Genomic DNA, 25875 nt, shown 5'->3' on the forward strand with positions numbered 1-25875 from the left:
ACCATTATGGAAATTGTTCGTCTCATTTTTCTTGCAATTCACTTGCTCGGTTTCGCAGCCGTGGTCGGTGGATGGTTCGCGCATTTCAAGCAACCGACGGTGACCAAGTCGCAGTTCTGGGGAGCCATCGTGATTGTGCTGTCAGGACTAGTACTTTTTGGTTTGGCCGAAATGATGGGCGAACCAAACCGCATCAAGCTCACTATCAAGTTGGTGCTGGGCATTACGGTGCTGGTGGTTGCCTGGGTGGGCCAACGTAAGGTCAATAAGGGTGAGCTGGTCCCCACTGGCATTGCGCACGCGACCGGCGGGACCGCGCTCATTACCGCTTTAGTAGCTGTGCTATGGCAGTAATACCCTAAGCAGATCATCCCCAACGTTTCGGGGCCACCGTCAATTCCTCCCAGGAGGAACCTGACGGTGGCCCCGAAGCCTGTGTGCGCCGTTAGTGCTCATGGACCCGGCTAATTTTCCATCCCTGGTCATACTGCAACGTGACCACCAGATCAGCGTGTGACTCTTGTACCGACGCCCTGACCACGCCGTGAGCACCTTCGTCCGTCACCTCCTGTTGCGGCCACCCCCACTGGACGGGAATACGCACTGTCGTATCATCCAGGATCTCAACCTCGCCAGTGCGTTGTCCGCGCATCGAAAAATCCTCCAAGTTCAATCCCTGCTCCACCAAGCCCTCAATCATTTCTCGATCGTGAACCGCCACCTCAGATTCCCCGACCGCATAACGATCCACCATGTCCGGATCGGTGGTACGAAACGCCGCTGAGCGTTGCTGCACAATCTGTTCCAACCGCTCATCCAAACGTTCCGGATCCATGTGGTCGGTGACCGAGACAGTGTCCTGTGTGGCCCTGGCTGGTTCCTGAGACTCTGCCGTCAACGACGGCGACCCGCTAATCAGCGCTAAACCAACCGCCATGGCACCCGCTCCAGCGATGAATCGTCGTTGCGCCCGTTGCCGAAGGCCACGACGCGTTTTCGGTAACCTTCTTCGGGCGGGACGTCGAGGGCGGTTTTTCTTCTCCGACGGTGGTTCCGACAATTTGGTGGGAAGTAAGATCCTCAAGTCTGCAGCCACAATCGAATGCAACTCCAGCGCCCTGGGCTCGCCCCAATGCACGACAGCTTCCAGACAATGACGCATAGTGGGGCGTTGTGTCGGATCATCGTCCAGACACGCCTCCAGAACATCTACCACATGTTCATCAATGTCGGGCACCAAGGACGGGAGCGGAGCGCGCACATATGTTTTGCCCGGCACTCGTCCGGTCAGAAGATACCAGCACAGCGCCGCCCAGCTATACACGTCCGTCGCCGATGTCACGGCTGAGGCCTTAACGTGCTGTTCTGGTGCCGCAAAACCGTGCACCGGTTGGCCCGGTCCTGCATCCGTGAGATAGGGCGCCCCGTTGAGGTCAAAAACCACCTTAGCCGGGCCCAACCCGCCATGACTGAGCCCTTGTCGGTGTAGTTCAGATAAAGCCTGAGCGACCGGGATGACAATGGTCAAACATTGCTCGAGTTCCAGCGGACCCATGGTGTTGACGAGTTTAGCGGCATGAGAACCTCGCATCAGTTGCCAGCATCCCACCTGTGGCGCCGAATCGTCGCGGAGCTCGACGGCGCCAATCAGTGGCACCACGTGCGGATGGCTAAACCGTTGGGCCCGGTCGATAATCTGTGAGTGTCTCTCCTCCCCTACCTGCGCGAGGTCTGGAATTTTTAGCACGGCGGGCGCATCTCGTGAGCTAAATCCCGGGGGACGAAACCGCCAGAGGTTAAAGCGTTCGCCGGTGCAATACAGCTCGCCGACCTCACCCGAGAGCGGCTGTGGAGGCTGAGGTAGTGCGTCGGAGGTGTGCGATGAGGGATAGGTCATCAAATAATCCTGGGCTCGTAACAACGCGGTGTGCGATGCGGGTGTGCGAGGACAAAGGTGACAATGTCTGCCCCTGATTCTGCCGGAATCGCTCCCCTCACGGGGTGAGTTATCCACAGATAACTTTCGGTAGAATAGGTGTCATTATGGCCTCAGATAATTCTTCTCCCACTAAAGATCTCAAGACTGTCAAAGCCGAGCAGAAAGAGCGTCGGCGACAGCAGAGAGCCGAAGCGAAGGCTAACAAGAAGAGCCGCAAAAAGAACCAGGACGGTTTTTTCAAACGTATTGGGCGAGTCTTTAAAGACACCAAAGAATACGATCCCGCCGTGGTGTGGTGGATGCTACTTGGTTTTGCGGTGCCGATTCTGATCGGTGTCATCCTTGCCGGTCTCACCGGCAACTGGGTGACGTGGATCTTGATTGCTATCCCGTTCGGTTTGCTGACCGCCTTGATTATCATGAACCGGCGGGCTGAACGCGCGGCTTTTGCGCGCATCGACGGACGTCCTGGTGCTACGGGCGCGGCTTTGTCAACGTTAGGCCGCGGCTGGGTGGTACCCCAGGAGCCGGTCGCCATGAACGCTAAGTCTCAGGAAGCGGTGTACCGTGCCACCGGGAAAGCTGGTGTGGTCCTGGTGGCTGAGGGCTCGTATAACAAGGCCCGTCAGCTGGCTGAAAAAGAGCGTCGCCACATGAGCCGTTATTTGCCTAATGTCGAGATCCGTATTCTGCAGGTCGGTCATGGAAAGAATGAAGTGTCACTACACCAGCTGAGAAAGACCATCAAACGGATGAAAAAAACCCTCAATAAGCACGAAGTTCGGGCCATTGAGAACCGTCTGGCGTCCTTGCCTAGTAATAAGCTCCCGATTCCTAAGGGTGTGGATCCTTTCAAATCCCGTCCAGATCGTCGGGCGATGCGAGGGCGCTAAAGCCCCGGAGCTCGAGCGTGGATACACTAACTATGCGGTGATCACGACCGTTTTGGCGAGCAGATCGTGGACTCCACGCTGGTCCTTGTCCATCACGATCGCCGGGATAAACAGGCCCAGGAGCAGCGCACGAATTGCTGCCTGCCATAGTCCCACGGAGGCCCCGCCAACGCGAACCACCTGAATGCGGAATAGAGCTTTGCCGATGGTAGCTCCCAACAGTCCTACCAACAGCCAGTGCATCATCACGAAAAACAGCAGGGGAAGCCAGGGCTGATCACTGCCAACAAGCCAAGCCAATCCTACGGAGATAAACCAGTCGCTAAACAGTGCTCCGACACGGCGTCCCAGCGAGGCAACCGAGCTCGGCCCGGTTCTGGGGAGCCCTAATCGTTCACCGGGGTAGGTATCTTGCTCTCCCGGGGGACCTTCCACCCAGGAAGCAAGATCTTTCCGGGTGATCAACGGGTCCTCGGCGTTGTCTTCGCGACGGTGTTCTGCGGACATAAGACAACTCTATCGGTTCGGTCTTGTCATCCTCAGTGTGTGGCAGGCACGGCTCCGCCTGACCAAGACCCTTTCTCCGTTGCGCTATTGCAGAAATTCCCGACGGCTTTCCCCCGATCAAAGCGCGCTTTCTGTAGGGTTAATGCCATCGCGGAAAGTCTGCATCGCGGAAACTATGACAGGAGTAAGAATGTTCTCCACCTCAGAAGAAATTCTCGCCTATCTCAAAGACGAGGATGTGGCCTTTGTTGATGTGCGGTTCACCGACCTCTTCGGTGGAATGCACCACTTCAACCTGCCGGCCAAGGCTGTCGACGACGACTTTTTTGAAAGTGGCCAGCTCTTCGACGGCTCGTCGATTCCCGGCTTCGCCACCATCGCAGAGTCCGATATGCAACTGATTCCCGATGTGACCACCGCGTTTATCGATCCCTTCCGGGAGCAGAAGACTCTGGCGATGTTCTTTTCTATCATTAATCCCCGTACCGGGGAGCCCTACCACCGGGATCCCCGCGGTGTGGCCACGCGAGCAGAGGATTATTTAGCCTCCACCGGTATCGCCGACACTGCCAGTTTCGCCTCTGAAGCCGAGTTCTACCTGCTGGATGGCGTCCGTTACGAGAATCAGGCACATAAATCGTTCTTCGAAATTGATGCTGAAGAAGCCTGGTGGAACACCGGTCGTGAAGAGCCCGGTGGCAACCTAGGACACAAGACTCCGTCCGGTGGTGGCTACTTCCCGGTCTCCCCGATTGACCAAATCGCCGATGTGCGTGATGAAATCTGCTTACTTTTGGAACAGGTTGGGCTCGAAGTCGAGCGCTCTCATCACGAGGTCGGCTCGCCCGGGCAGGCCGAGATCAATTTCCGCTTCGATTCTTTGTTGCACTCGGCCGATAAGGCTCAGGTGTTCAAGTATGTCGTGAAAAACACCGCCTTGTTGTTCGGCAAAACCGCGACCTTTATGCCCAAACCGGTCTACGGTGATGGCGGTTCAGGCATGCACTGCCACCAGTCCCTGTGGCAAGACGGCGAACCGCTGTTCTACGACGAAAAGGGCTACGCTTCACTGTCTGATCTGGCCCGCTGGTACATCGGCGGACTGCTGGAGCACTCCTCAGCCATTATGGCCTTCACCAACCCGACGGTGAACTCCTATAAGCGTCTGGTCAAAGGTCACGAAGCACCGATCAACATGCTCTACTCGCAGGGCAATCGCTCGGCAGCTATCCGCATTCCGATTACCGGGACCAACCCCAAAGCCAAGCGACTGGAGTTCCGTGCGCCGGACCCCTCCCAGAACCCCTATCTCGCTTTTGCAGCTCAGCTGATGGCCGGTCTGGACGGAATTCGTAATCGCATCGAGCCACCGGAGCCGGTCGATAAGGACCTCTACGAGTTGCCTCCGGAAGAAGCCGCCGATGTGAAGCAGGCGCCACGCACTCTGGAAGAAGCGATCGACGCTCTGGAAGAGGACCACGAATTCCTCCTGGCCGGTGATGTGTTCAGCGAAGACCTGATCAGCACCTGGATTGACTATAAGCGTGAGTACGAGATCAATGTGTTGCGCGCCTACGTTTCGCCGAAGGAATTCGAGCTCTACTACTCGATCTAGCACCTACGCCATCAAGGACGGCTTCAACCTTCTACCTGGCGACTCAGGTAAGTGCAACGGTGCTGGTGGGGATCACCGTGATCCCCACCAGCACCGTCGGTTAATACCGTGGTGAATCTGACACGCGTCGTAGCACCGCCAAGGAATATTTGTCTCTCGGTTGGAGCTATACGCGACAGAAACACAGATCCTGCTCACTGAAAGAAGGTTTCGAATGCCTGAAGCTGGCGCTTCAACGAACTACCGGGTTTCCATTCTCGACTTAGCCACCGTCCGCCATGGGCAGTCGATTGGTGACGCGGTCGGTGAATCGCTGACTTTGGCCCAGCGGGCCGAAGAACGAGGTTTCCACCGTATTTGGTTCGCTGAGCACCACAACATGCCCTCGATCGCTTCGTCGGCAACCTCCGTGTTGCTATCTCACATCGGCGCCCACACCTCCACGATCCGCTTGGGCTCTGGGGGCGTGATGTTGCCCAACCACGCTCCGTTGCTGATTGCCGAACAGTTCGGGATGTTGCAGGAACTCTACGGCCCCCGCATCGACCTCGGCTTGGGCCGTGCACCAGGAACCGACCAGAAGACGCTGTGGGCACTGCGTCGCGATCCTCAGTCCGCTGACCGGTTCCCCCAAGACGTTGTGGAGTTGCAGGGCTACTTAAGTGGGGACTCCCAGATTCCAGGGGTGGAAGCCTACCCTGGTAAGGACACCAACTTGCCCATCTTCATTCTCGGCTCCTCACATTTCGGCGCGCAGCTAGCTGCCAAACTGGGCCTGCCCTACACCTTCGCATCTCATTTCGCTCCGCAGATGCTGGAATCGGCTGCCAGCTTGTACCGGGAGCACTACGAGCCCTCTGAACAGCACCCGGAGCCCTACTTCATTGCGGCCCTGAACGTCATTGCCGATGAGACCGAAGAGGGCGCCCAGGCCAGCTTGGAGGCCGCTCAGCGCTCCCGGATTCGGTCCTTCCTGGGTCGCGGTAAGAACCTCAGCGACGATGAGGTGTCCTTACTGCTCCACTCTCCGGCCGGCGAACAGGTGTTGAGCATGTTGAAGTACACTGCGGTGGGCACCGCCTCAGTGGTACGCGAGTACATGGATCAGTTTGCCGAACGGGTCTCAGCCGATGAGCTGATCATGACTAATCTGGCCCCGTCGTTGCAGAGTCGCTTGACCACCTTGGACCTGGTCGGCTCCTCGGTTATCAACCGATAAACTCCAGTCACCATGATGGGTTGAGGCTAGTTCATCCCATAGAACCGATGTTCGAACACCTGCCGAGCATGGCGGGTGATGCGCAAGTAGTCCTCTTCGAAAACACCCGCATTGCCCGACTCATACCCGCACCACTGGGCGACCGCTTCTAGGGCATCTCGGTTGGTGGGCAACGTGTCGGAGGCACGGGCCGACCAGATCATATTCGCCGAGCGGATCCTAGAGCACAGTCTCCAGGAGTTTTCCAAGGCTTGGGCCTCGTGGGCATCAAGGTGCCCGAGCTCGTGCAATGCCTCCAACGCTTCCATGGTGGAGGTGGTGCGCAATGACTCTGCTTGACCGGCGTAGTGCAACTGGAAGGTCTGCACCAGCCACTCCACATCCGACAGCGACCCACGCCCGAGCTTCACATGCCGGTTAGGATCAGCCCCGCGGGGTAGTCGCTCGGATTCCACCCGAGCTTTCATTCGACGGATCGCCCGTAACCGTTGCGGGGTCAGCTCGGTGTGATAGCGCACCGAGTCTGCCCAGTCCGTGAATTCATCCTGCAGAGCCTGTTCTCCAGCTAGCGTCCGGGCCCGCAACAACGCCTGGATTTCCCAAATCTCAGCCCATTGCTGGTAGTAGTTCCGATAGGACTCCATCGAGCGCACCAAGGGACCCTGTTTGCCTTCGGGGCGCAGGTCCGCGTCAATCATCAGTACCGGTTCCAACGGGATGGCCGGTTTCAGTGGCATCTTCAGGTAGTGGGTCAGTTTCTTGGCTTGGCTGACGGCCTGTTGGTGGGCCTCACGCTCGTCGGTGGCTGCCTCGGTGGGTTGGTGAACGAACATCACGTCCAAATCCGAGCCATAGCCGCATTCCTGTCCGCCTTGGCGCCCCATGGCCACCACCACCAGGTTCGCCAGTCGTTTCTCACCACTGTCGACAAGTTCGCGTTCCACCAAATCTAGTCCGGCCATCGCGCTGGCTTGGTCGGCCCGGCATAGCGCGTGAGAGATCTCATCTTGGTCGATCAGTTCCAAGGCGTCAGCCATTGCGGTACGCAGAATTTCGCGTCGACGAATCAGCCGGATGTGGCGCATCGCTTCGTTGACTTCAGGGTGACGCGACAGCACCGAGCGCATCTCGGTCAGGATGGCGTCCAGGCTCAAGGGCACCAGGTCCTGGTCACGGTCTAGCCAGGCGGTGGCCTCCGGAGAGTGTTCCAGCAAGTCGCAGACATACCGGGAACTGGACAGTACGGTGCAGAGTCGCTCGGCAGCATCGGAGGAGTCCCGCAACATACGCAGGTACCATCCTGAGCGACTGATCGATTCCGACAGACGCCGGAAACTCAGCAGACCCCCATCGGGGTCCGGACCGGTAGCCAGCCAGCCCAACATGGCCGGTAGGAGCTGACGTTGCAACGCCGCCGAGCGAGACACCCCCTCGGTAAGGAACCCAATATGGCGGATCGCGCCCTTGGGGTCCCGGTACCCCAGGGCGACCAGCCGCTGTTGGGCAGCTTCAGAGGAGAGTCTGACCTGGTCGGCCGGCAGGGCCGCGGTGGCGGGAAGGAGCGGCCGGTAGAACAACCGCTCAAAGACCTCGGCGACGGCTCGAGCCGTCTTCTTCCAGCTGCTCAGCAACTCATCAGCGTTATGCGGATGTTCCTGCGCGCCTGAGCCGACGGCCCGGGCTAGCACCCGGAGATGTTGTTCTTTTTCGGGTAGCAGGTGGGTGCGACGCATCTGGGCAAGTTGTAACCGGTGCTCCATCACGCGTAAGAACCGGTAGTAGTCCGTCATCGAGCGCGCGTCGGCCCGTCCCACGTATCCGCCGGCTTCCAAAGCCTGGATGGCTTCTTCGGTGGAGCGCACATGCAGGCTCGAATCCGTTTTTCCGTGCACCAGTTGCAACAGCTGGACCGGAAATTCAATGTCACGCAGTCCCCCACTGCCGAGCTTGATGTCACGGTGACGCTGTTTCGCCGGAATATTCTTTACCACCCGGCGTCGCATCGATTGGACCTGAGAGACGAAGCCTGGCCGGGTGGAGACCTGCCAGACCAGGGGGTAGATGGCGTTGAGATATTCCTCAGCCAAGCGGTGGTTACCGGCCAGTCGACGACACTTCAGCAAGGCCTGGAACTCCCAGGTATGGGCCCACCGGTTGTAGTACGTGCGGTGTGACGCTACCGTGCGCGACAGTTCTCCATCTTTGCCTTCGGGGCGCAGGTTGGCGTCGACCTCCCACAGCCCGGGCTCTGGGGCGGGAGACTGGATGGTGTGTGAAATCCCGGTGGCCAGTTCTCGGGCCACCGCGGTCATGGTTTCCTCCGACAAAGACTCCACATGCTCCGAGGCTGCCGGTCCGTGCACAAAAATCACGTCGACATCCGAAAGGTAGTTCAGCTCTCGGGCACCGCATTTGCCCATCCCCATCACGGTCAGGCTCGTGCCATCGATTTCTTCGCGACTAAACTTCGACTCAGCATCGAATCTCGCCACCGCCAGAGCGGCCTCCAGGGCCGCAGCAGCCAGGTCAGCCAACCACCGGGAAATAATCGGCTGGGCACCCATGGGATCGGGGGCATTGAGGTCTTGGACGGTAATGCTGAGAATTTGTCGCCGATACATAACCCGTAGCGCCACCGCCGCCTCTTTACCACCCTGGGTGGCCACCGGTTCTTCCTGCTGTGGATCAGCTCCCACAGCCTCCAGTAACAGGCAACGCAAAGCCTCGGGAGCATAGCGTGCTTCTCCGTGCGCGTCAGGCTCGTAGATCCCAGCAACTGCGGGTGCGCTGGCCACAGCGTCCTCGGACCCGGTGACGACGTCCAGGTGCTCAGGGTAGCGGATCAGAAATTCACCAAGGGCTTCCGAGGTGCCCAACAGCCGAATCAGCGAGCGGATCTGGTGTTGCTCAGCTTGGTTGAAGAGCTCTTGGACACTGGCTTCGGCCTCCACGAGTCGGATTAGCAGGATTAGCGCTTGGTCAGGATTGGCAGCCACCGAGATGACATCGAGCAACTGGTCTCGATCCAGCTCAGCGAGCTCGGGCGCTTGTAGCCGGCTTTCCGCTCGCGACAGGTCGGTGAACCCCGCTCCGGCCAGGGTGCGCCCGCGTGAGGACCGGGATCGTGAACCGGATGCGGAGGTGGGGGTACGTTTGGTCAAGGAGCTACACCGCCCCGAGGTAACGGGAGAGCTCGAACGGGGACACATTGACCCGGTATTGTTCCCATTCTTCGCGTTTATTGCGCAGAAAGGACTCAAAGACCTGTTCGCCGAGCACCTCGGCAACGAATTCAGATTCTTCCATCACCCCCAAGGCATCGTGGAGGGTGGATGGCAACGGTGAGTGCCCCAAGAGTCGGCGTTCGTGTGAGGTCAACTGTGAGATGTCCTCTTGGGCAGCCTCAGGTAGGTCATATTCTTCCTGAATACCCCTCAGACCGGCAGAGAGTAGCAACGCATAGGTCAGATAGGGGTTGGCCGCGGCATCAATACCGCGGTATTCCACCCGAGCGGATCCGGCCTTATCCGGCTTATATAAGGGAACACGGACCAGGGCGGAGCGGTTGTTGTGGCCCCAGGAGACATAGGGTGGTGCTTCTCCCCCGCCCCAGAGCCGTTTATAGGAGTTGACGAACTGGTGGGTTACCGCGGTGATCTCCGCGGAGTGTTTTAGCAGTCCGGCGATAAAACGACGGGCGGTGGTCGACAGCTGGTACTCGGCTCCGGGGGCATAGAAGGCGTTGACGTCCCCTTCGAATAACGAAAAGTGTGTGTGCATCGCTGAGCCGGGGTGTTCGCCAAAGGGCTTGGGCATGAAGGTCGCGTAGTAACCCTGCAAAGTGGCGACTTCTTTGACCACGGTGCGGAATGTCATGATGTTATCCGCGGTAGCCATCGCATCCATGGCACGTAGATCAATCTCGTTCTGGCCCGGGCCCCCTTCGTGGTGGGAGAACTCCACGGAAATTCCGACCTGCTCCAGCATGGACACCGCATGACGGCGGAAGTCTTGGGCGACCCCACCGGGCACGTGGTCAAAGTACCCGGCAGCATCCACCGGTTCGGGGTTGTGCATCATCCGCTTCGGGTCCGAGCGTTCTTCCAGATCTGCCTTGAGCAGATAAAACTCGATTTCCGGGTGCAGGTAGCACGTGAATCCCAAATCCGCGGCCTTGTCGATACTGCGTTGGAGCACGTAGCGGGGGTCAACGGCCGCCGGTTCCCCATCGGGCATCTTCACGTCGCAGAACATGCGTGAGGTTTGTTCATCTTCACCCCGCCAGGGCAAAACCTGGAAGGTCGAGGGATCCGGTTGTAAGAGCATGTCGGATTCGAAAATCCGGGTGAACCCATCGATCGAGGAGCCATCGAACCCCAGGCCCTCAGTGAAGGCGTACTCCACTTCAGCCGGGGCCAGAGCCACTGATTTCAGGGCACCGACCACATCGGTGAACCACAGTCGCACAAAGCGGACGTCTCGATCCTCAAGGGTGCGCAACACGAATTCTTGCTGCCGGTCCAATCGTTCCACGGTCGCTCTCCTGCATCAGCGTCGTGAGGTGGTGGGGCTCGCCGGTGACGAGCTACCTCGGCAAGTCTACGTCACCGCTTACTCGGTGTCGTCTAGTTCCACCGGGTCACTAGTGACCACGATCCCGTCGGCATCGGAGTAAACGTACTCTCCCGGAATGAACTCAATCCCACCGATCACCAGGTTAACATTCGTGACACCCAGTCCTTCTTTGCGGGATTTTTGGGAGTTGGTACCCAAGGCTTTAACACCGATCGCCATCTCGGCGATCTCGGCCGAGTCGCGGATGGCGCCATGGACGATCACCCCGGCCCAGTTGTTGTCGATGGCCAGTTGAGCAATATTGTCTCCGAGCAACGCCCGGTTCAGGCTTCCGCCCCCATCGACAACAAGTACCCGCCCCTCTCCTGGCGTGGACAGCGTAGCCCGGACTTCGGTGTTGTCTTCAAAGCAACGCACCGTGGCGATCTGGCCGGCGAATTTCTGCACTCCGCCGAAGTTCCGTAGTTGAACCGGACAGCTCCGGACCGACTCTCCAAAGTGATCTGCAAGGTCTGTGGTGTTCAGTGGTGTTGTCATGCCTCGATCTTAGAACATCCTCTGTGATCTAGATCCCCTAGACTGTGAGCATGTCGAGTTCAGAGAATATCAGCTACGCCACCGAGAGCCCGAACCCGAAACGTGTTCGCACCCACCACCTCCAGCAGCTCAAAGACGCCGGCCACCGGTTTGCGATGCTCACGAGCTATGACGCCCTGACCGCCCGGATTTTCGACCAGGCCGGTATCGAGGTGTTGCTCGTCGGTGATTCCGTGGGCAACACGGTGCTCGGCTATGACACGACCATCCCGGTCACCTTAGATCAAATGGTGCTGTTCTCCCAGGCGGTCGCTCGTAGCGTCGGACGGTCCCTGGTGGTCGCGGATATGCCATTTGGTAGCTATGAGTCCTCGGTACAACAGGCCGTGGACAGCGGGGTTCGGCTGGTTAAAGAATCTCAGGTCGCGGCGGTCAAGCTCGAGGGTGGCGCCCGGTATGCCGAACACGTGGCTGCGATGACCTCAGCGGGCGTGGCGGTCATGGGCCATATCGGGTTCACGCCACAGTCAGAACATGTGCTCGGTGGGTTTCGGGTCCAAGGGCGTGGCCAGGACGCCACCCAACAGATGATCCAGGACGCACTAGCACTTCAAGAAGCCGGCGCATTTACCGTGTTGATGGAAATGGTGCCCACTGAGGTGGCCGCCGCAGTCGACGAGGCCTTGCAGGTACCGACCATCGGGATTGGCGCCGGCAATGCCACCACCGGTCAGGTCTTAGTCTGGCAGGACGCTTTCGGACTTAATACCGGGCGTTTGCCACGATTCGTCAAGCAATACGCCACCCTTGCGGAACAGCTCTCCCAGGCGGCCAAGACCTATGCCGATGAGGTGCGTTCGGGGGCATTCCCGGACGAGGACTACTCCTTCGCCCGTTAGGGCCGTGGTGGATCAGCGTGCAACGGGGAGCACGTAGCGCGGTCGAGTGCGCGCCAGCAGGAGGGGCGAGACGGCTAGTCCTCGGCTTCGTCCTCGGCCTCCCACCGCTCATTATTCTCCTGGACCTTCTCCAAGGCCCGACGAGCCTGTTCCGCCGTCTCGAAGGGGCCCAACAATTTGCGCCAGTTCGATTGGGGACCCTTTTCAACCTCGTGAGTCTCAACATTGAACCAGTACTGTGTCGCGCTGTCAGTCATGGCTCCATCCTCTCATATGTGCCCGAGCTGAGCGTCGGGGGCGAACTACCCCGCACATGCTATTCAGCGTTAGGATCAAGGTATGCCCAGCAATTCAGTGACACTTCATCCTGCCCCAGAACCCGGTGCCGAGGGTTCCCATAATCTTCCGGTCGATGGTCCGGCACGGCCTGGGCCCGGCTCGCTGGCGCCGGTCGGACGACTCGCCCCGGGGTATGTTGCCCCACGCTTGCACGTACCCGCCGAAATTCCCCGGCCCGATTATGTCGGCAAAAAAGACCCGAATGAGGGTCAGCACGGCGATGTTTATGATGAGGTAGCTATCGAGAAAATCCGCGCTGCCGGACGGCTGGCCGCGGAGGCGATGAACGCGGTCGAAGCTGCGATTCAACCCGGTGTCACCACTGCCGAGTTGGACCGCATCGGCCACCAGTACATGATCGATCACGGGGCTTACCCCTCGTGTTTGGACTACCGGGGCTTCCCAAAATCACTGTGTACCTCGCTGAACGAGGTCATCTGCCACGGGATCCCCGATGACACCGTGCTTGAAGACGGTGACATCATCAATATCGATATCACCGCCTACCTGGATGGTTACCACGGCGACCATAATAAGACCTTTACCGTCGGTGACACCGACGAGCAGTCCCGGTTGCTCATCCAGCGCACCCACGAAGCCATGATGCGCGGCATCAAGGCGGTCAAGCCCGGACGCGAAATCAACGTGATTGGTCGTGTGATTGAAAAATATGCCAACCGGTTTGGCTACGGTGTCGTCCGCGACTTTGTCGGCCACGGCGTGGGCCGGGAGTTCCACTCCGGGTTGATTGTGCCCCACTACGACACCGCCCCGGATCATAACACCGTGATGGTTCCGGGCATGGTGTTCACCATCGAACCGATGATCACACTGGGCGATATTTCCTGGGAGATGTGGGATGACGACTGGACGGTCACGACCAAGGACCGTCAACGCACCGCTCAGTTCGAGCACACACTCGTGGTGCGCGAAGATGGCGCCGAAATTTTGACCCTAGCCGAGTAGACACGATCGGAAGACGAGTACAAGGGAACCGTGGTAGCGATGTCTGGTAACAACACCCCAACCTATATCGGCGTGGATATTGGCGGCACCGGGATGAAGGGTGGCATCGTCGCAATCTCGGCCTCCGGCCAGCAGGCCGGTGAACTCTCCGGCGAGCGGTTCCGGATTCCCACCCCGCAACCAGCGACTCCCCAGGCGGTCGCCCGCACCGTCGCCGAGATCATCGATGAACTTGACAGCCGTGAAATGGCCCCGGCCCGGGATCGCCCGGTGGGAATTTGTCTTCCGTCAGTGATTCACCACGGGCTGGCGCTGTCTGCCAACAACATCGACCCGTCCTGGATTGAGACGAATGCTCACGAGCTGTTCTCCGATCACCTGCACCGCGATGTGCGAGTCATCAACGACGCAGATGCTGCCGGGCTGGCTGAAGCCCGCTTCGGTGCTGCCCGCCGGGTGTCTGGTTCGGTGCTGGTGGTTACACTGGGCACCGGCATCGGTTCGGCCATGATCCATAACGGAGTGTTGGTGCCCAATTTCGAACTGGGTTCACTCGAGTTCCGGGGAAATATGGCCGAGCGCGATGCCTCTGCGTCGGCGCGGGAGCGTGCTGAGCTAAGTTTCCAGGAGTATGCCGAGCAACGGTTACAGCCCTATTTCTCCTACCTGGAACGACTATTTTCCCCGGAACTGTTCGTGATCGGCGGTGGCATATCGCAACGTGCCGAAGAGTTCCTGCCCTATGTGAAGCTCCGCGCACGAACTATCCCGGCACAGATGGTCAATAACGCTGGCATTATTGGCGCAGCGTTGTTCGCCTCGATCGCCGACACATCGATGTAGTCGAGGCCGGTTTCACACCGCAGTCTGCACCGCGACGACGCAGTGCCGCGGTCCATTGAGTTGAAAACCGGTGGGATCGCGGCTTCCCCTCCGCAATCCCACCGGAAAACTATTTTATCGAGTAAAGAGTTTCGCTTGTAGGGGTTCTACCGCGAAAGGATGCTCTCTCAGCTCGCTAATGGCTTTCTCGAAATCGTCCAAAGAATCAAAGTCCTGGTACACCGAGGCAAATCGCAGATACGCCACCTGGTCCAATCGGCGCAATGGTCCCAGAATGGCCAACCCGACTTCGTGGGCATCGACCTCCGAATTACCGGTCGATCGAATGGCCTCTTCAACCTCTTGCGCCAAGACAGCCAAGTCGTCTTTTGATACCGGGCGACCCTGGCAAGCTTTCGAGACACCGTTGATGACCTTATTGCGGTCAAAGGGCTCAGCGACTCCGGAACGTTTCACCACCATCAATGACGTGGTTTCTAACGTGGTGAAACGTTTACCACACGCTTGGCACTGCCGACGGCGACGAATTGCAGAGCCGTCGTCGAGGGAACGAGAATCGACCACCCGGGACTCCTCGTGTCGACAGAAAGGACAGTGCATCTTCGCTCCGATTTTCTCACCGTGTCACGGTATCGACGTTAGACATCCCCCACAATACTCCCACATATAGGCGTGTTTCAAATACACAGCTACTACATGTAGTAACCGAAGGGTTTGTGGCGCTTAGTCCAGACAGGAGGCTCCCAGCAGCACCTTGAGGTCACCAAATAGGGCTGGATTAGGTGACACGCGGAAATCTGGGCCAAGCTGCATCACGTCAATGCCGAGATTGCCCATCAGTTTCACCCGCACGTCGGTCGACCCGGAATGGTTCTTCAGGGTTTCGCCAAGCTCCCGCATCAGACTTTCGGTGGCCTTGAAATGCGGGATGCTGAGGTTCACCGGTCCCCCATGGCCTACACTGGCTTCCTGTGCGTCGATCAGCGTCATCTCTTGGGCCGAGAGCGAGACCGACCCGTCGTCACGTCGTTGGACTCTGCCTTTGACCGAGACGATGAGATCTTCGGCCAGTACGGTGGCAATCGGTGCATAGACCTGTCCGAAAAACATCACATCCATCGACCCGTTGAGATCTTCGACTTCGGTACGGGCATAGGCATTACCCGAGTTCTTCGCGATCCTGCGCTCCAGGGTGTTGATCAGGCCAGCAATGGTGACTTGGGCCCCGTCAGCAGGGCCATCTTCATCCAGGATCTGGGTGATGGTGTGGTCAGCGTATTGCGACAGCACCGATTCTAGGCCGTGCAACGGGTGATCCGAGACGTAGAGTCCCAGCATGCCACGTTCAAAGCTGAGCTTGGTCTTACGATCCCATTCCGGCACGTCCGGCACAGAGATACCCAGGCCCACGTCAGCGGCTGAGGTGTCGCTGTCGTCAAGCAGGGAGAAGAAGTCGAATTGGTTATTGGCCTCTTGCCGTTTCTGCACCACCGAGGCGTCTACGGCTTCTTCATGCACCGCCAACAACGCGCGCCGGGGGTGACGCATCGAATCGAAGCCCCCGGCTTTAATCAAGGATTCGATGGTGCGCTTATTGCACACCACCTGCGGGACCTTTTTAAAGAAGTCCTGGAAGCTGGTGAACTGACCTTGCTCTTCACGGGCGTTCACGATCCCGTGCACGACATTGTCGCCCACGTTGCGCACCGCCCCCAGGCCGAAACGAATATCGTTACCAACCGGTGTGAACTGCAAAGCTGATTCATTGACGTCGGGCGGAAGCACTGTGATACCCATGCGACGGCACTCGTTGAGATACATTGCCATCTTGTCTTTATCCGAGCCCACCGAGGTCAACAGGGCTGCCATGTATTCAGCCGGATAGTGAGCCTTCAGGTACGCGGTCCAATACGAGACGAGTCCGTAGGCAGCCGAGTGGGCCTTATTGAACGCGTAGTCAGAGAATGGAAGCAGAATGTCCCAGAGCGCAGTCACCGCCTCTTCCGAATAGCCACGGTCCAGCATGCCTTGGTGGAAGTCCACGTACTGTCGGTCCAGCTCGGCTTTCTTTTTCTTACCCATTGCGCGACGGAGAATATCCGCTTGACCCAGCGAGTAGCCGGCGACCTTCTGGGCGATGGCCATCACCTGCTCCTGGTAAACAATCAGACCGTAGGTGGTGTCCAAAATGTCTGCCAGTGGTTCTGCTAGCTCCGGGTGGATCGCGGTAATCTCTTGTTGGTTGTTCTTGCGCAACGCGTAGTTGATGTGCGAGTTGGCACCCATCGGGCCCGGGCGATATAGCGCGATGGTCGCGGAAATATCTTCGAAGTTATCCGGGCGCATCATCTTTAGTAGCTGGCGCATAGGGCCACCGTCGAGCTGGAAGACTCCGAGGGTTTCTCCACGCGCCAGCAACTCATAGGATTCGGTGTCGTCTAAGGTGAGAGCTTCCAGATCCAGTGGGGTTCCCTGGTTGGCCTCAATGTTGTCCAGGGCATCCGAGATGATGGTTAGGTTGCGCAAACCCAAGAAGTCCATTTTGATCAGCCCCAGGCCTTCACAGGTGGGGTAATCAAACTGGGTGATGACCTGGCCGTCTTGGAGTCGGCGCATAATGGGGACTACATCAATCACCGGCGCCGAGGACATGATCACCCCGGCGGCGTGCACACCCCACTGCCGCTTCAAACCTTCTAGGCCCTTCGCCGTTTCGAAGACATCTACCATCTCCGGGTCGGTCTGGAGCAATTCGCGGAACTCTGCAGCCTCGTTGTACCGAGGCGCCTCGGGGTTCTCAATGTCTTTGAGCGGAATGTCCTTAGCCATCACTGCCGGTGGGAGTGCTTTGGTGAGCTGCTCCCCCATCGAGAACGGTTTGCCCTTCACACGGGCAGAGTCTTTCAACGCCATCTTGGTCTTGATGGTGCCGTAGGTGACAATCATTGCCACCCGCTCGTCCCCGTATTTTTCGGTCACATAGTCAATAACCTCAGGACGACGGCGATCGTCGAAGTCGACGTCGAAGTCAGGCATCGAGACACGGTCCGGGTTCAAGAACCGCTCGAAGATCAGCCCGTGCTTGATGGGATCCAGCTCGGTAATCCGCATCGCGTAAGCGACCATCGAGCCTGCACCAGACCCACGGCCTGGGCCGACGCGGATGCCGTTATTCTTTGCCCAGTTGATGAAGTCTGCCACGACCAGGAAGTAACCGGGGAAACCCATGGAGATGATCACGTCAAGCTCATAGTCGGCTTGCTTCTGGGCGTAGTCGGGGACTCCATGGGGATAACGATTGCGCAGGCCTTTATTGACCTCTTTGATCAACCAGCTGGTCTCGTCTTCCCCCTCGGGCGTGGGGAAGGCCGGCATGTAGTTGGCATCGGTGTTGAAGCTGACATCGCACTGTTCGGCAATGAGCAAGGTGTTATCGCAGGCTTCGGGGAACTCTTTGAACAGAGTGCGCATTTCACGCGATGACTTCAAATAATACTCGTTGCCTGAAAAGGCGAAACGGGAACCGCCCTGATCGTAGGTGGGCTCATCCAGTCGGGACCCCGATTGCAAGGCTAAGAGGGCTTCATGGTGACCGGCGTCGTGTTCGTGGGTGTAATGCAGGTCGTTCGTAGCGACCATGGGTAGATTGAGTTTTTTGCCGATCTCAAGCAGATCGGTAAACACCCGGCGCTCAATATCGAGGCCGTGTTGCATGATTTCCAGGTAGAAATTCTCCTTACCGAAGATATCGCGGAATTCCGCAGCGGCCTCCAGCGCCTCTTGTTTCTGGCCCAGTCGCAATCGAGTCTGCACTTCCCCGGACGGGCACCCGGTGGTGGCAATAATGCCCTCCGAGTATTGGCTCAACAGATCTCGGTCGATGCGCGGCCATTTAGAGTAGACCGAATCCAGTGATGCGATCGAGGCAGCTTTGAATAAGTTGTGCATGCCGGTGTTGTTCTTCGACAACATGGTCATGTGCGTATAGGCGCCACCGCCCGAAACATCGTCACCACGCTGGCCCTGTTCGCCCCACCGCACCCTCGTTTTGTCGTGGCGGGACTGCTGGCCGGGGGCCAAATACGCTTCTAACCCGATAATGGGTTTGATGCCGGCGTTTTTGGCTTTGGACCAGAAGTCGAAGGCGCCGAAGAGATACCCGTGGTCGGTAATGGCCATGGATTCCATACCCAACCTGTTGGCCTCGGCGAATAACTCGTCCAGTTTCGCCGCTCCATCCAACATCGAGTACTCGGTGTGGGTGTGCAGGTGAACGAAACCTCGATCCTCAGAGGCAGTTGAGGTCATAGGAATTGATCATCTCCTCGACGACGGCCAGGGTCACCAGACCCCAGTCTAGTCCTTTCACACCTGCTGTGTGGCAGCTCCTCACTCGCTTCTGTACGGGGCGACTACCGATTGCGGAGCACCGAGAGAGCAAACTGCAAATCGTGAGGGTACAGGCTGGTGTAGGTGACCCATTCGCCGGTGGTGGGGTGTTGAAAACCCAGTTGGTGGGCATGCAACCACTGTCGGGTCAGCCCCAGGTTCGCGGCCAGCTTTGGATCAGCACCGTAGGTGAGGTCTCCGGCCAGCGGATGACGCATCGCGGAGAAATGGACACGGATTTGGTGGGTGCGACCGGTCTCCAACCCCACACGGATCAGCGTGGCAGTACCGAAGGATTCCAAGGTCTCGTAGTGCGTGACTGCATGTCGACCACCGTCCAGGACAGCAAACTTCCAGTCGTGTCCTGGGTCGCGACCGATCGGGGCGTCGATAGTGCCGTCGACGGGATCCGGTAGCCCCTGGACCAGAGCGTGATACGTTTTGGCCGGCACCCGGTCACGGAACTGGTCTTTCAGGTGGGTATAAGCGGTTTCACTGGTGGCCACCACCATCAGTCCACTGGTTCCCACGTCCAAGCGCTGCACGATGCCTTGTCGCTCAGCGGCCCCCGAGGTAGAGATCCGGTACCCGAGTCCGGCGAGGCCGCCGACCACGGTGGGGCCGACCCATCCCGGAGAGGGGTGTGCAGCCACGCCGACGGGTTTGTCGACGACCAGATAATCGGGATCTTCGGCGATAATCGTCAGGTCTTGCACAACCTCCACTTTAACCTCTAGCGGGTCGGGGTCTTGCGCGTCGGTGACCACCACTCTGGTACCCGGTGTAACCTTGGTGGATTTCAGTACCGGATCTCCGCTGTCAGCCTCGGTCACCAGGCCACGAGAGATCCAATCGGCTGCTTGAGAGCGCGAGACCCCTAACGCTCGCGAGAGCACCGCATCGGCGCGTCCGGATTCGGTCAGCTCAATCTGCTGCTCTGCGGGGCGCTCGGGATTAGTCTGAGACATTTTCTGGACTTTCCGCCCGGGCAGGCTCGACGGAAGCTTCGTCCTCGGCGGCATGATCGTTCATAGGTAGCCCCGTAAAGATCAGGATTACGACCGCGATCATCGAACACACAATCAGTGAGTCGGCAATGTTGAAGATCGCAAAATTGGGCAACGAGATGAAGTCAACGACGTGCCCGACGCCGAAGCCCGGTTCACGAAAGAGCCGGTCGGTGAGGTTGCCGGCAATGCCGGCGGCCAGACACCCCAGCGTGATCAACCACGGAAGGGTTCGGGCCCGGCTGATGATCAGATACATAACGACCCCCAGAGCAAGGGTTTGGATGATCGTGAAGATCCAGGTGTAGTCAGTACCGATGGAAAAAGCTGCCCCGGGGTTGCGGATAAAGTACCAGTGCAATAAGGGCGGAATGACCGGGATGGATTGTCCTTCGGACATATTTTCCACCACGACGTATTTGGTGATTTGATCGATCAGATAGCCGATGACAAGAGGGATCATGGCCATCCACCAGGGAAAAGTGCGGCGGCGTGATTGGGCATCGCTCACGGTGGTGCTCCAAGGTCGGGCGGGTTTCATCTCCAGGCTACGTACCAGCTGGTCGCAGTCCTTGACACAATTCAGCCGACCACGCTGAAAAGAACGTGGTCGGCTGAGTCGATAGTGGTATCGAGACGGTCACCCGCGCTGATTACTCAGCAATACGAGACTGGGAGTCCAGGTCCTGCAACTGACCTTCGATGAAGGCACGAAGCCGGGAGCGGTAGTCGCGCTCGAAGCCACGTAGTTCTTCCACTTCGCGTTCCAGAACCGACTTCTTCTGTTCGAACTCGTTGAGGGTCTTGCGCGACTGTTCCTGTGCGTCGCTGACCAGCTTGTCAGCTTCTGCCTGCGCGTCGGAGATGATGCGGTCGCGGGTCTGCTGACCTTCGGCAACGTATTCATCGTGCAGACGCTGAGCCATCGCCAGGACGCCGGCGGCGGAGTTCGCATCGGCGTTGGTCTGGACGTTGGCTTGTTGCGGGACAGCGCCGGTACCGTACTGGTCATTGTTGGCGAAACCAGCGGCACTCTGCGGGCCGGCAACGGGTGCGGCCTGCTCGGTCGCGGGTGTTTCGCTTTGTCCTGAAGCCTCAGCTTGAGGCTGGTGGTCTTCAGGTGCCTCGGGCTGGGTGGCGGGCTCTTCAGCCGGGGTCTCAGCGGACTGACCATCAGCAGAAACGGGGGCAGGTACGGCAGCCTGGGAACTCTCGGAGCCGGCTCCACCCTGGAGCTCGGAGACCTGACGACGTAGTTCGTCGTTCTCTTGGTTCAGCCGACGTAACTCGACGACGATCTCGTCGAGGAAATCATCTACCTCGTCCTGGTCATAGCCTTCACGGAACTTTGTGGTCTGGAACCGTTTGTTGACTACATCTTCCGGCGTGAGAGCCATGTGGTCTCCTCAATAAGTGTCGTGTCCTACCCAGCTGGGTAAAACCTAGGGTTAGGTGCTATCGGTGATCTTCACAGACCACTATTGGTCACAATGTCATCCCTGGTAACTAGATTACCACCAGCAACACCGTATCAGAGATCAAGCTGACATTGCTTCGAATGATGATATTGATTTTTTACCAGATATTGCGCGGACATCTCAACCTTTTAGTGCTGTGGGAAACAATCGACCACTGGGATTTATCTGCACGAGAAGCTGGTTACAGTTGAGGAACTTTGTGGCACGAAGTGTCAAAAACTTTACTGCAAAGGAACAAGAGCCCGCAGAAGAATAACCACAATGAATACCACGAGGAAGGCCACGTCAAGGCCGATTCCGCCCAGATTCAGCGGTGGGATCTTGGAACGTAACCAACGGATCGGTGGGTCAGTAACGGTATAGACCGCGCTAGCCAAGATGAGTGAAATCCCCCGAGGTCGCCACTGTCTGGCAAAGGACTGCACCACGTCATAAACGACTCGAACGAGCAGGCTGTACCAGTACAGCGTCAACACGAGGTGCAAGAGCGCGAAGACGATATTCACTCTCAGAGTTCCTTCTGCAACGTTGTACGGGAGACTTTAATTCTACCGGACTCGGCTGAACCTGGTGGAAAGCTCACCCGAGTCCGGCCAAAACGCAAGCTGTAGTGGCCTGATCTTAAGCCTGGTTGAAGAAGGAGACTTCTTCTTCGTTGGTCTGTGAGCCTTCGGTGATGACTTCTACGGTGTTGGGGGTCAGCAGGAAGACCTTATTGGTCACTCGCTCGATGGAGCCGTAAAGACCGAACACCAGCCCCGCCGAGAAGTCGACCAAGCGCTTGGCTTCAGCCTCGGACATGTCGGTGACGTTCATGATGACAGGAACGCCGGACCGGAACGATTCACCGATCAGTTTGGCGTCGTTATAGGAACGTGGGTGAATGGTGTTAAGCTGGTGCACTTCCGAGGCTTCCTCTCTGGTCTGAGTGGCACGCTTGATCGGGGTCACCGGTGCACGGTACCCGTTGTCGTCTCCGTCCTCGGAGCTATTGTCTGGGGAAGGCACGGCGCGTACCGGGCTGAACTCCCGCCGAAGAGTCGGCATCTGGTTGACCGGCTCAGCGACCTTTGCCTGCTGTTCGTCTGCCTCGGCCTGATTCTTCGACCGCGACGTGCCACGGTCCTGGGAACGTGACTCAGAGCGCGATGCCGTGGCCTCAGCCTTTTGTTGTTGCTCTTGCTCGTAGTGTTCGTCACCGTCGGCAAGACCCAAATAGATCATTGCCTTCTTCATTCCACCAACCATAAGTTCCTCAATCTTTCAGCTAGCGTGGACTCTATAGCTCACATTAATTCACGGGGCTAAAAATCTCGGGACCAACGGCGGTGTTTTGCCGCGTGTCACTGACTAATTCTGGTTGTCGTTGACAGGTTAGTCGGCAAAGACCATGCCTGCGCACCGCCCCACGGGGTGGCCTCCCCGGTGTGAAAAAACGCGCGAGTCTTCCAATGTGCAAATTTGGGTGCGGTGAACGGTCACGCCCAGGTCTTCCATGAGCTGCTGGCCGGCGGCAGGCAGGTCCAGCGCAGGGGTCTGCCAGCTGGTGGTGGAATACATTACCGGCATCACCGCCGAGGCTTCCGAGCGCATCTGTTCTGGCACTTCATAACATCTCCCACAGATGGATGGGCCGATCCACGCGGTGATCTCGGCCTCTGGCTCGTGTTCGCGCAAGGTGGCGATAGTGTTTTGCAAAACTCCGCTGAGCAAACCGACGCGCCCGGCGTGGGCTACCGCGGTGGCTTTCCCGGAGGTCGTGAATACCACAGGCATGCAGTCTGCGACCAGAATGGCCAACGGTGTGGCGCCGGTAGCCGAGATACTTGCATCGGCGACCACGGAATCGGTGGTCTGAGACCAGCCCGGGAGTGAATCGGCCTCAACCACGGTGGCCGAGTGTACCTGGTGCAGGAACACGGTGGTTCCTTCAGCAATCCCGGCCTGCTTTTCAACAGCACGCCGGTGAGCATAAATCTCGTCGATGCTCTCCCCTGGTTCGCGGGCCAGCAACCCGAGGTTTCCCATGTTGGCATGAGAGAAACCTACCGTGTGTCCACTGGGGCTACGGTAGGTTTCTACAAAGGCAGACCCGGTCACGAATAGTTCCGTCCGCTACGGCTTGAGGCAATACCAGAGCCTGTATGAGGCGCTGGGTGTATGGCAGAGTTTATTTCAGGAAGTCCGGAACGTCGAGGTCGTCGCGGCGATCTTCTTGGTTCTCCACCACAGTGGGGACATCTTCTGATTCCTCGTTTGTGGCATTGCCGTCTTCGTCCAGGGATTCTGGGACAGCCGGATCTGCGTCATCGGCGACCGGAGCCAACGGAGTCGCCGTCGGCACGGAACCGGTCTGTTGCTGGCCAGGAACCGACTCGCTCCGTGTATGACCAGCGGAGTTGCTGGGCAGGCTCGGTGACTGGGTAGCGCTCTGCTGCTGGTCATCGTCGTTGTCATCGAACCCGGCAGCAATAACGGTGACCCGCACTTCATCGCCAAGATTATCGGAGATGACCGCACCGAAGATGATGTTGGCTTCGGGGTGAGCCACTTCTTGCACCATGCGTGCTGCTTCGTTGATTTCGAACAATCCAAGGTCGGAACCGCCCTGGACTGAGAGCAACACGCCGTGGGCGCCGTCGATCGAGGCTTCCAGCAAAGGAGAGGCGATGGCGGCTTCAGTGGCTTTCACAGCGCGTTCTTCGCCTTGGGCGGCACCAATACCCATCAACGCCGAGCCGGCGCCCTGCATCACCGATTTCACGTCGGCGAAGTCGAGGTTGATCAAACCGGCGGTGGTGATCAGATCGGTGATGCCCTGGACACCGGAGAGTAGCACCTGGTCGGCCAGTTCAAAAGCTTCCATGACCGAGATGGAGGGGTCAGATACGGTCAGTAACCGGTCGTTGGGGATCACGATCAGCGTGTCGACTTCATCGCGTAGTGCCTCAATGCCGTTCTCTGCGCTGGTCGCGCGACGGCGACCTTCGAAAGTAAACGGGCGGGTGACAACACCGATGGTGAGTGCTCCCAGCGACCGGGCCACGCGGGCCACCACCGGAGCGGCCCCGGTACCGGTTCCGCCACCTTCACCGGCGGTCACAAACACCATGTCAGCACCTTGGAGGGCTTCTTCGATCTCTTGGACGTGATCCTCAGCAGCCTGTGCTCCGACCTCAGGGTTGGCACCGGCTCCCAGTCCACGGGTCAGTTCCCGACCCACGTCGAGCTTCACATCAGCCGAAGACATCAACAGAGCCTGTGCATCGGTGTTGACCGCAATGAATTCAACGCCGCGCAGTCCAACTTCGATCATGCGGTTGACGGCGTTCACGCCGCCTCCGCCGACGCCGACGACCTTAATGACGGCTAGATAATTCTGAGGTGATGCCACGATGTGATTCCCTTATCTGATGTCGGGTATGTCAGGCCGGCCACGGCTCGGGATCATCCCGAGTCCATTAAGCCTAAAAGTTCTACCCATGACGTTAGAGTGCCACGGCGGTCACGGCAATGACCGCCGTCGCGTGTCGTGTCGATATTTTCAGCGAATTATCGCGTCACCGGGTGGTCAGGTGCAGAGACGTCGTATTCGGAGATCTGGGCAGATTCCTCGTCAGGTAACGCCAACAACGCTTGTACCACACGTCCTTTCTTTTCGGCGTCTTGGGCATTACCCCACACCACGGTTTTGTCATTGGCCAGGGTGAGCTCAATCGAATCGATGGACTCTCCGGAGGCCTGAGTGACCTCCTGTCGCAGATCGTCGGGCAAGGAACCCAAGACTTCGGTGATGGTATTGAACAGCACCGGATCTTCGACGTCTTCGGCTGAGGACACGACCGGTAAGGTCTGGTCCTGTGCTTGGGCTGCGGTGATCGTTGCGATCTCTTCGGCTGCGTCGTTGAACACGGCGTATCCATCGCCCTTGGGGGCCATGGCTACCGGGGTGAATTCGTGCACTTCGACGAACAGGGTGTCTGGTGGTTCTGCGCGAGTGCTGACCGAGGCCACCGCTGGTGAAAAGGAGAGTAGCTCCATCACTTCGTCGTCGCCAACTTGCGGCAAGGGGCGCTCTTTGAGCGGTCCTAATAGTTCGGTAGCGCGCTGTTCGCTGAGTATCGAGGTTCCGGAGATCTCAATATTCTTGATCGCCAAAATGGGCGAATAGAACAGCACGGCAATGGCAACCAGAGCGAGTACGAGGACCCCGGCCAAAGAGATCCCCATTAGTTTCAGTCGTTTTTTCGTCAGCTGTGTGGCAGTGGGGGGAAGTTCCACCACGGTCTGATCAGCCAAGGTGCGGTCAGTTTTCTCGGTCTCGTCTTTGGTAGGACGGGAGAATCTGAGCCGAGGTTTTTTCGCTGGTTTATCCCGTTGTTCATCCCGTTGCGCAACCGGCCCTCCTGCCGGTTTTGCCGTCGGTGTTAGCTTCTGCTGGGTCGGGTCGCGTTCAGCACTGAAACTCCGCGACGTTGTCGTGGACTCAGACTCTTCGGTCTGTTCGGTATCCCGCAGATGCTCAGGCAGGGGCTTCGAGGCGCTCAGCGAGTCGTCTTCCGAGCGCTGAGCCAGCCCCGGGTATTTCTGTACTACGTCCGCGTCAGTGCTGGTGGCGGTGCGTGCGTTGGTGTCGTGAGTCTTGTTGTTCATACCGGACTGTCCGTGC

23 protein-coding genes are annotated in these 25875 nt (G+C 58.4%); 7 read left to right on the forward strand and 16 right to left on the reverse strand.

Annotation, left to right across the window (positions count from 1 at the left end; genetic code table 11):
* Nucleotides 1-6: 6 nt before the first annotated feature.
* A complete protein-coding gene (locus DCC27_RS04510) occupies nt 7-354 on the forward strand; it encodes a hypothetical protein (protein WP_110110325.1) in 348 nt (115 codons plus the stop codon).
* A 91-nt stretch (nt 355-445) separates the two neighbouring features.
* Here the strand turns inward: DCC27_RS04510 and DCC27_RS04515 are convergent, their stop codons facing one another.
* Nucleotides 446-1897, reverse strand: a complete 1452-nt coding sequence (locus DCC27_RS04515; RefSeq protein ID WP_110110326.1) for a protein kinase — start codon at nt 1895-1897, stop codon at nt 446-448.
* A gap of 146 nt (nt 1898-2043) precedes the next feature.
* Here DCC27_RS04515 and DCC27_RS04520 point away from each other — a divergent pair, with 146 nt between their 5' ends.
* Nucleotides 2044-2832: a DUF4191 domain-containing protein gene (locus tag DCC27_RS04520; RefSeq protein ID WP_110099344.1), complete on the forward strand. Its 789-nt coding sequence runs from the start codon at nt 2044-2046 to the stop codon at nt 2830-2832.
* 30 nt (nt 2833-2862) lie between these two features.
* On the opposite strand, the gene DCC27_RS04525 is transcribed toward DCC27_RS04520, so the two are convergent.
* Entirely contained in the window at nt 2863-3339 is a 477-nt protein-coding gene (locus DCC27_RS04525) for an RDD family protein (protein ID WP_110100456.1), read from the reverse strand.
* 190 nt (nt 3340-3529) lie between these two features.
* Between DCC27_RS04525 and glnA (DCC27_RS04530) the strand changes: the two genes are divergently transcribed.
* Nucleotides 3530-4954, forward strand: coding sequence for a type I glutamate--ammonia ligase (gene glnA, locus DCC27_RS04530; RefSeq protein ID WP_110110327.1), 1425 nt, complete (start codon nt 3530-3532; stop codon nt 4952-4954).
* Between the two features lie 214 nt (nt 4955-5168).
* The gene (locus DCC27_RS04535) at nt 5169-6173 is read left to right on the forward strand and encodes an LLM class flavin-dependent oxidoreductase (RefSeq protein ID WP_110110328.1); all 1005 of its coding nucleotides are present in this window, start codon (nt 5169-5171) and stop codon (nt 6171-6173) included.
* Nucleotides 6174-6199: 26 nt separating this feature from the next.
* On the opposite strand, the gene DCC27_RS04540 is transcribed toward DCC27_RS04535, so the two are convergent.
* The 3 genes from DCC27_RS04540 to rraA all read right to left on the reverse strand — a co-directional run bounded on the left by DCC27_RS04540 (nt 6200) and on the right by rraA (nt 11285).
* Entirely contained in the window at nt 6200-9382 is a 3183-nt protein-coding gene (locus DCC27_RS04540) for a bifunctional [glutamine synthetase] adenylyltransferase/[glutamine synthetase]-adenylyl-L-tyrosine phosphorylase (protein ID WP_110110329.1), read from the reverse strand.
* Nucleotides 9339-10697, reverse strand: coding sequence for a type I glutamate--ammonia ligase (gene glnA / locus DCC27_RS04545; protein WP_110100592.1), 1359 nt, complete (start codon nt 10695-10697; stop codon nt 9339-9341). Before glnA (DCC27_RS04545) ends, DCC27_RS04540 begins: the two co-directional genes overlap by 44 nt.
* Nucleotides 10698-10784: 87 nt before the next feature.
* Nucleotides 10785-11285, reverse strand: a complete 501-nt coding sequence (gene rraA / locus DCC27_RS04550; RefSeq protein ID WP_110110330.1) for a ribonuclease E activity regulator RraA — start codon at nt 11283-11285, stop codon at nt 10785-10787.
* A 50-nt stretch (nt 11286-11335) separates the two neighbouring features.
* Between rraA and panB the strand changes: the two genes are divergently transcribed.
* Nucleotides 11336-12184, forward strand: a complete 849-nt coding sequence (gene panB / locus DCC27_RS04555) for a 3-methyl-2-oxobutanoate hydroxymethyltransferase (protein WP_110110331.1) — start codon at nt 11336-11338, stop codon at nt 12182-12184.
* A 74-nt stretch (nt 12185-12258) separates the two neighbouring features.
* On the opposite strand, the gene DCC27_RS04560 is transcribed toward panB, so the two are convergent.
* A complete protein-coding gene (locus tag DCC27_RS04560) occupies nt 12259-12441 on the reverse strand; it encodes an SPOR domain-containing protein (RefSeq protein WP_110100451.1) in 183 nt (60 codons plus the stop codon).
* 82 nt (nt 12442-12523) lie between these two features.
* Between DCC27_RS04560 and map the strand changes: the two genes are divergently transcribed.
* On the forward strand, nt 12524-13489 hold the full coding sequence (gene map / locus DCC27_RS04565) for a type I methionyl aminopeptidase (protein WP_110110332.1): 966 nt from the start codon (nt 12524-12526) through the stop codon (nt 13487-13489).
* A gap of 39 nt (nt 13490-13528) precedes the next feature.
* Nucleotides 13529-14332: a polyphosphate--glucose phosphotransferase gene (gene ppgK, locus DCC27_RS04570; RefSeq protein WP_110099335.1), complete on the forward strand. Its 804-nt coding sequence runs from the start codon at nt 13529-13531 to the stop codon at nt 14330-14332.
* Between the two features lie 114 nt (nt 14333-14446).
* Here the strand turns inward: ppgK and nrdR are convergent, their stop codons facing one another.
* From nrdR to DCC27_RS04620, 10 genes are all read right to left on the reverse strand, one after another.
* Nucleotides 14447-14932, reverse strand: coding sequence for a transcriptional regulator NrdR (gene nrdR / locus DCC27_RS04575; RefSeq protein WP_110099334.1), 486 nt, complete (start codon nt 14930-14932; stop codon nt 14447-14449).
* A gap of 123 nt (nt 14933-15055) precedes the next feature.
* Nucleotides 15056-18640, reverse strand: coding sequence for a DNA polymerase III subunit alpha (gene dnaE / locus DCC27_RS04580; RefSeq protein ID WP_110110333.1), 3585 nt, complete (start codon nt 18638-18640; stop codon nt 15056-15058).
* A gap of 104 nt (nt 18641-18744) precedes the next feature.
* Nucleotides 18745-19689, reverse strand: coding sequence for an RluA family pseudouridine synthase (locus tag DCC27_RS04585; protein WP_110100448.1), 945 nt, complete (start codon nt 19687-19689; stop codon nt 18745-18747).
* Nucleotides 19676-20239: a signal peptidase II gene (gene lspA / locus DCC27_RS04590; protein ID WP_233242901.1), complete on the reverse strand. Its 564-nt coding sequence runs from the start codon at nt 20237-20239 to the stop codon at nt 19676-19678. The genes DCC27_RS04585 and lspA overlap by 14 nt, the downstream gene beginning before the upstream one ends.
* A gap of 142 nt (nt 20240-20381) precedes the next feature.
* Entirely contained in the window at nt 20382-21125 is a 744-nt protein-coding gene (locus DCC27_RS04595; RefSeq protein ID WP_110100447.1) for a DivIVA domain-containing protein, read from the reverse strand.
* Nucleotides 21126-21427: 302 nt separating this feature from the next.
* Nucleotides 21428-21712: a YggT family protein gene (locus DCC27_RS04600; RefSeq protein ID WP_110099330.1), complete on the reverse strand. Its 285-nt coding sequence runs from the start codon at nt 21710-21712 to the stop codon at nt 21428-21430.
* A gap of 115 nt (nt 21713-21827) precedes the next feature.
* Nucleotides 21828-22454, reverse strand: a complete 627-nt coding sequence (locus tag DCC27_RS04605) for a cell division protein SepF (RefSeq protein WP_110099329.1) — start codon at nt 22452-22454, stop codon at nt 21828-21830.
* Nucleotides 22455-22580: 126 nt separating this feature from the next.
* Nucleotides 22581-23306: a polyphenol oxidase family protein gene (locus DCC27_RS04610; protein WP_146206397.1), complete on the reverse strand. Its 726-nt coding sequence runs from the start codon at nt 23304-23306 to the stop codon at nt 22581-22583.
* 70 nt (nt 23307-23376) lie between these two features.
* Complete coding sequence (gene ftsZ / locus DCC27_RS04615; protein ID WP_110099327.1) at nt 23377-24600, reverse strand: cell division protein FtsZ; 1224 nt, start codon at nt 24598-24600, stop codon at nt 23377-23379.
* A gap of 158 nt (nt 24601-24758) precedes the next feature.
* Entirely contained in the window at nt 24759-25859 is a 1101-nt protein-coding gene (locus tag DCC27_RS04620) for a cell division protein FtsQ/DivIB (RefSeq protein WP_110100445.1), read from the reverse strand.
* Nucleotides 25860-25875: the final 16 nt, after the last annotated feature.

This window comes from Auritidibacter sp. NML130574 (genome assembly GCF_003185725.2).
GTDB classification, from domain to species: Bacteria; Actinomycetota; Actinomycetes; order Actinomycetales; family Micrococcaceae; genus Auritidibacter; species Auritidibacter ignavus.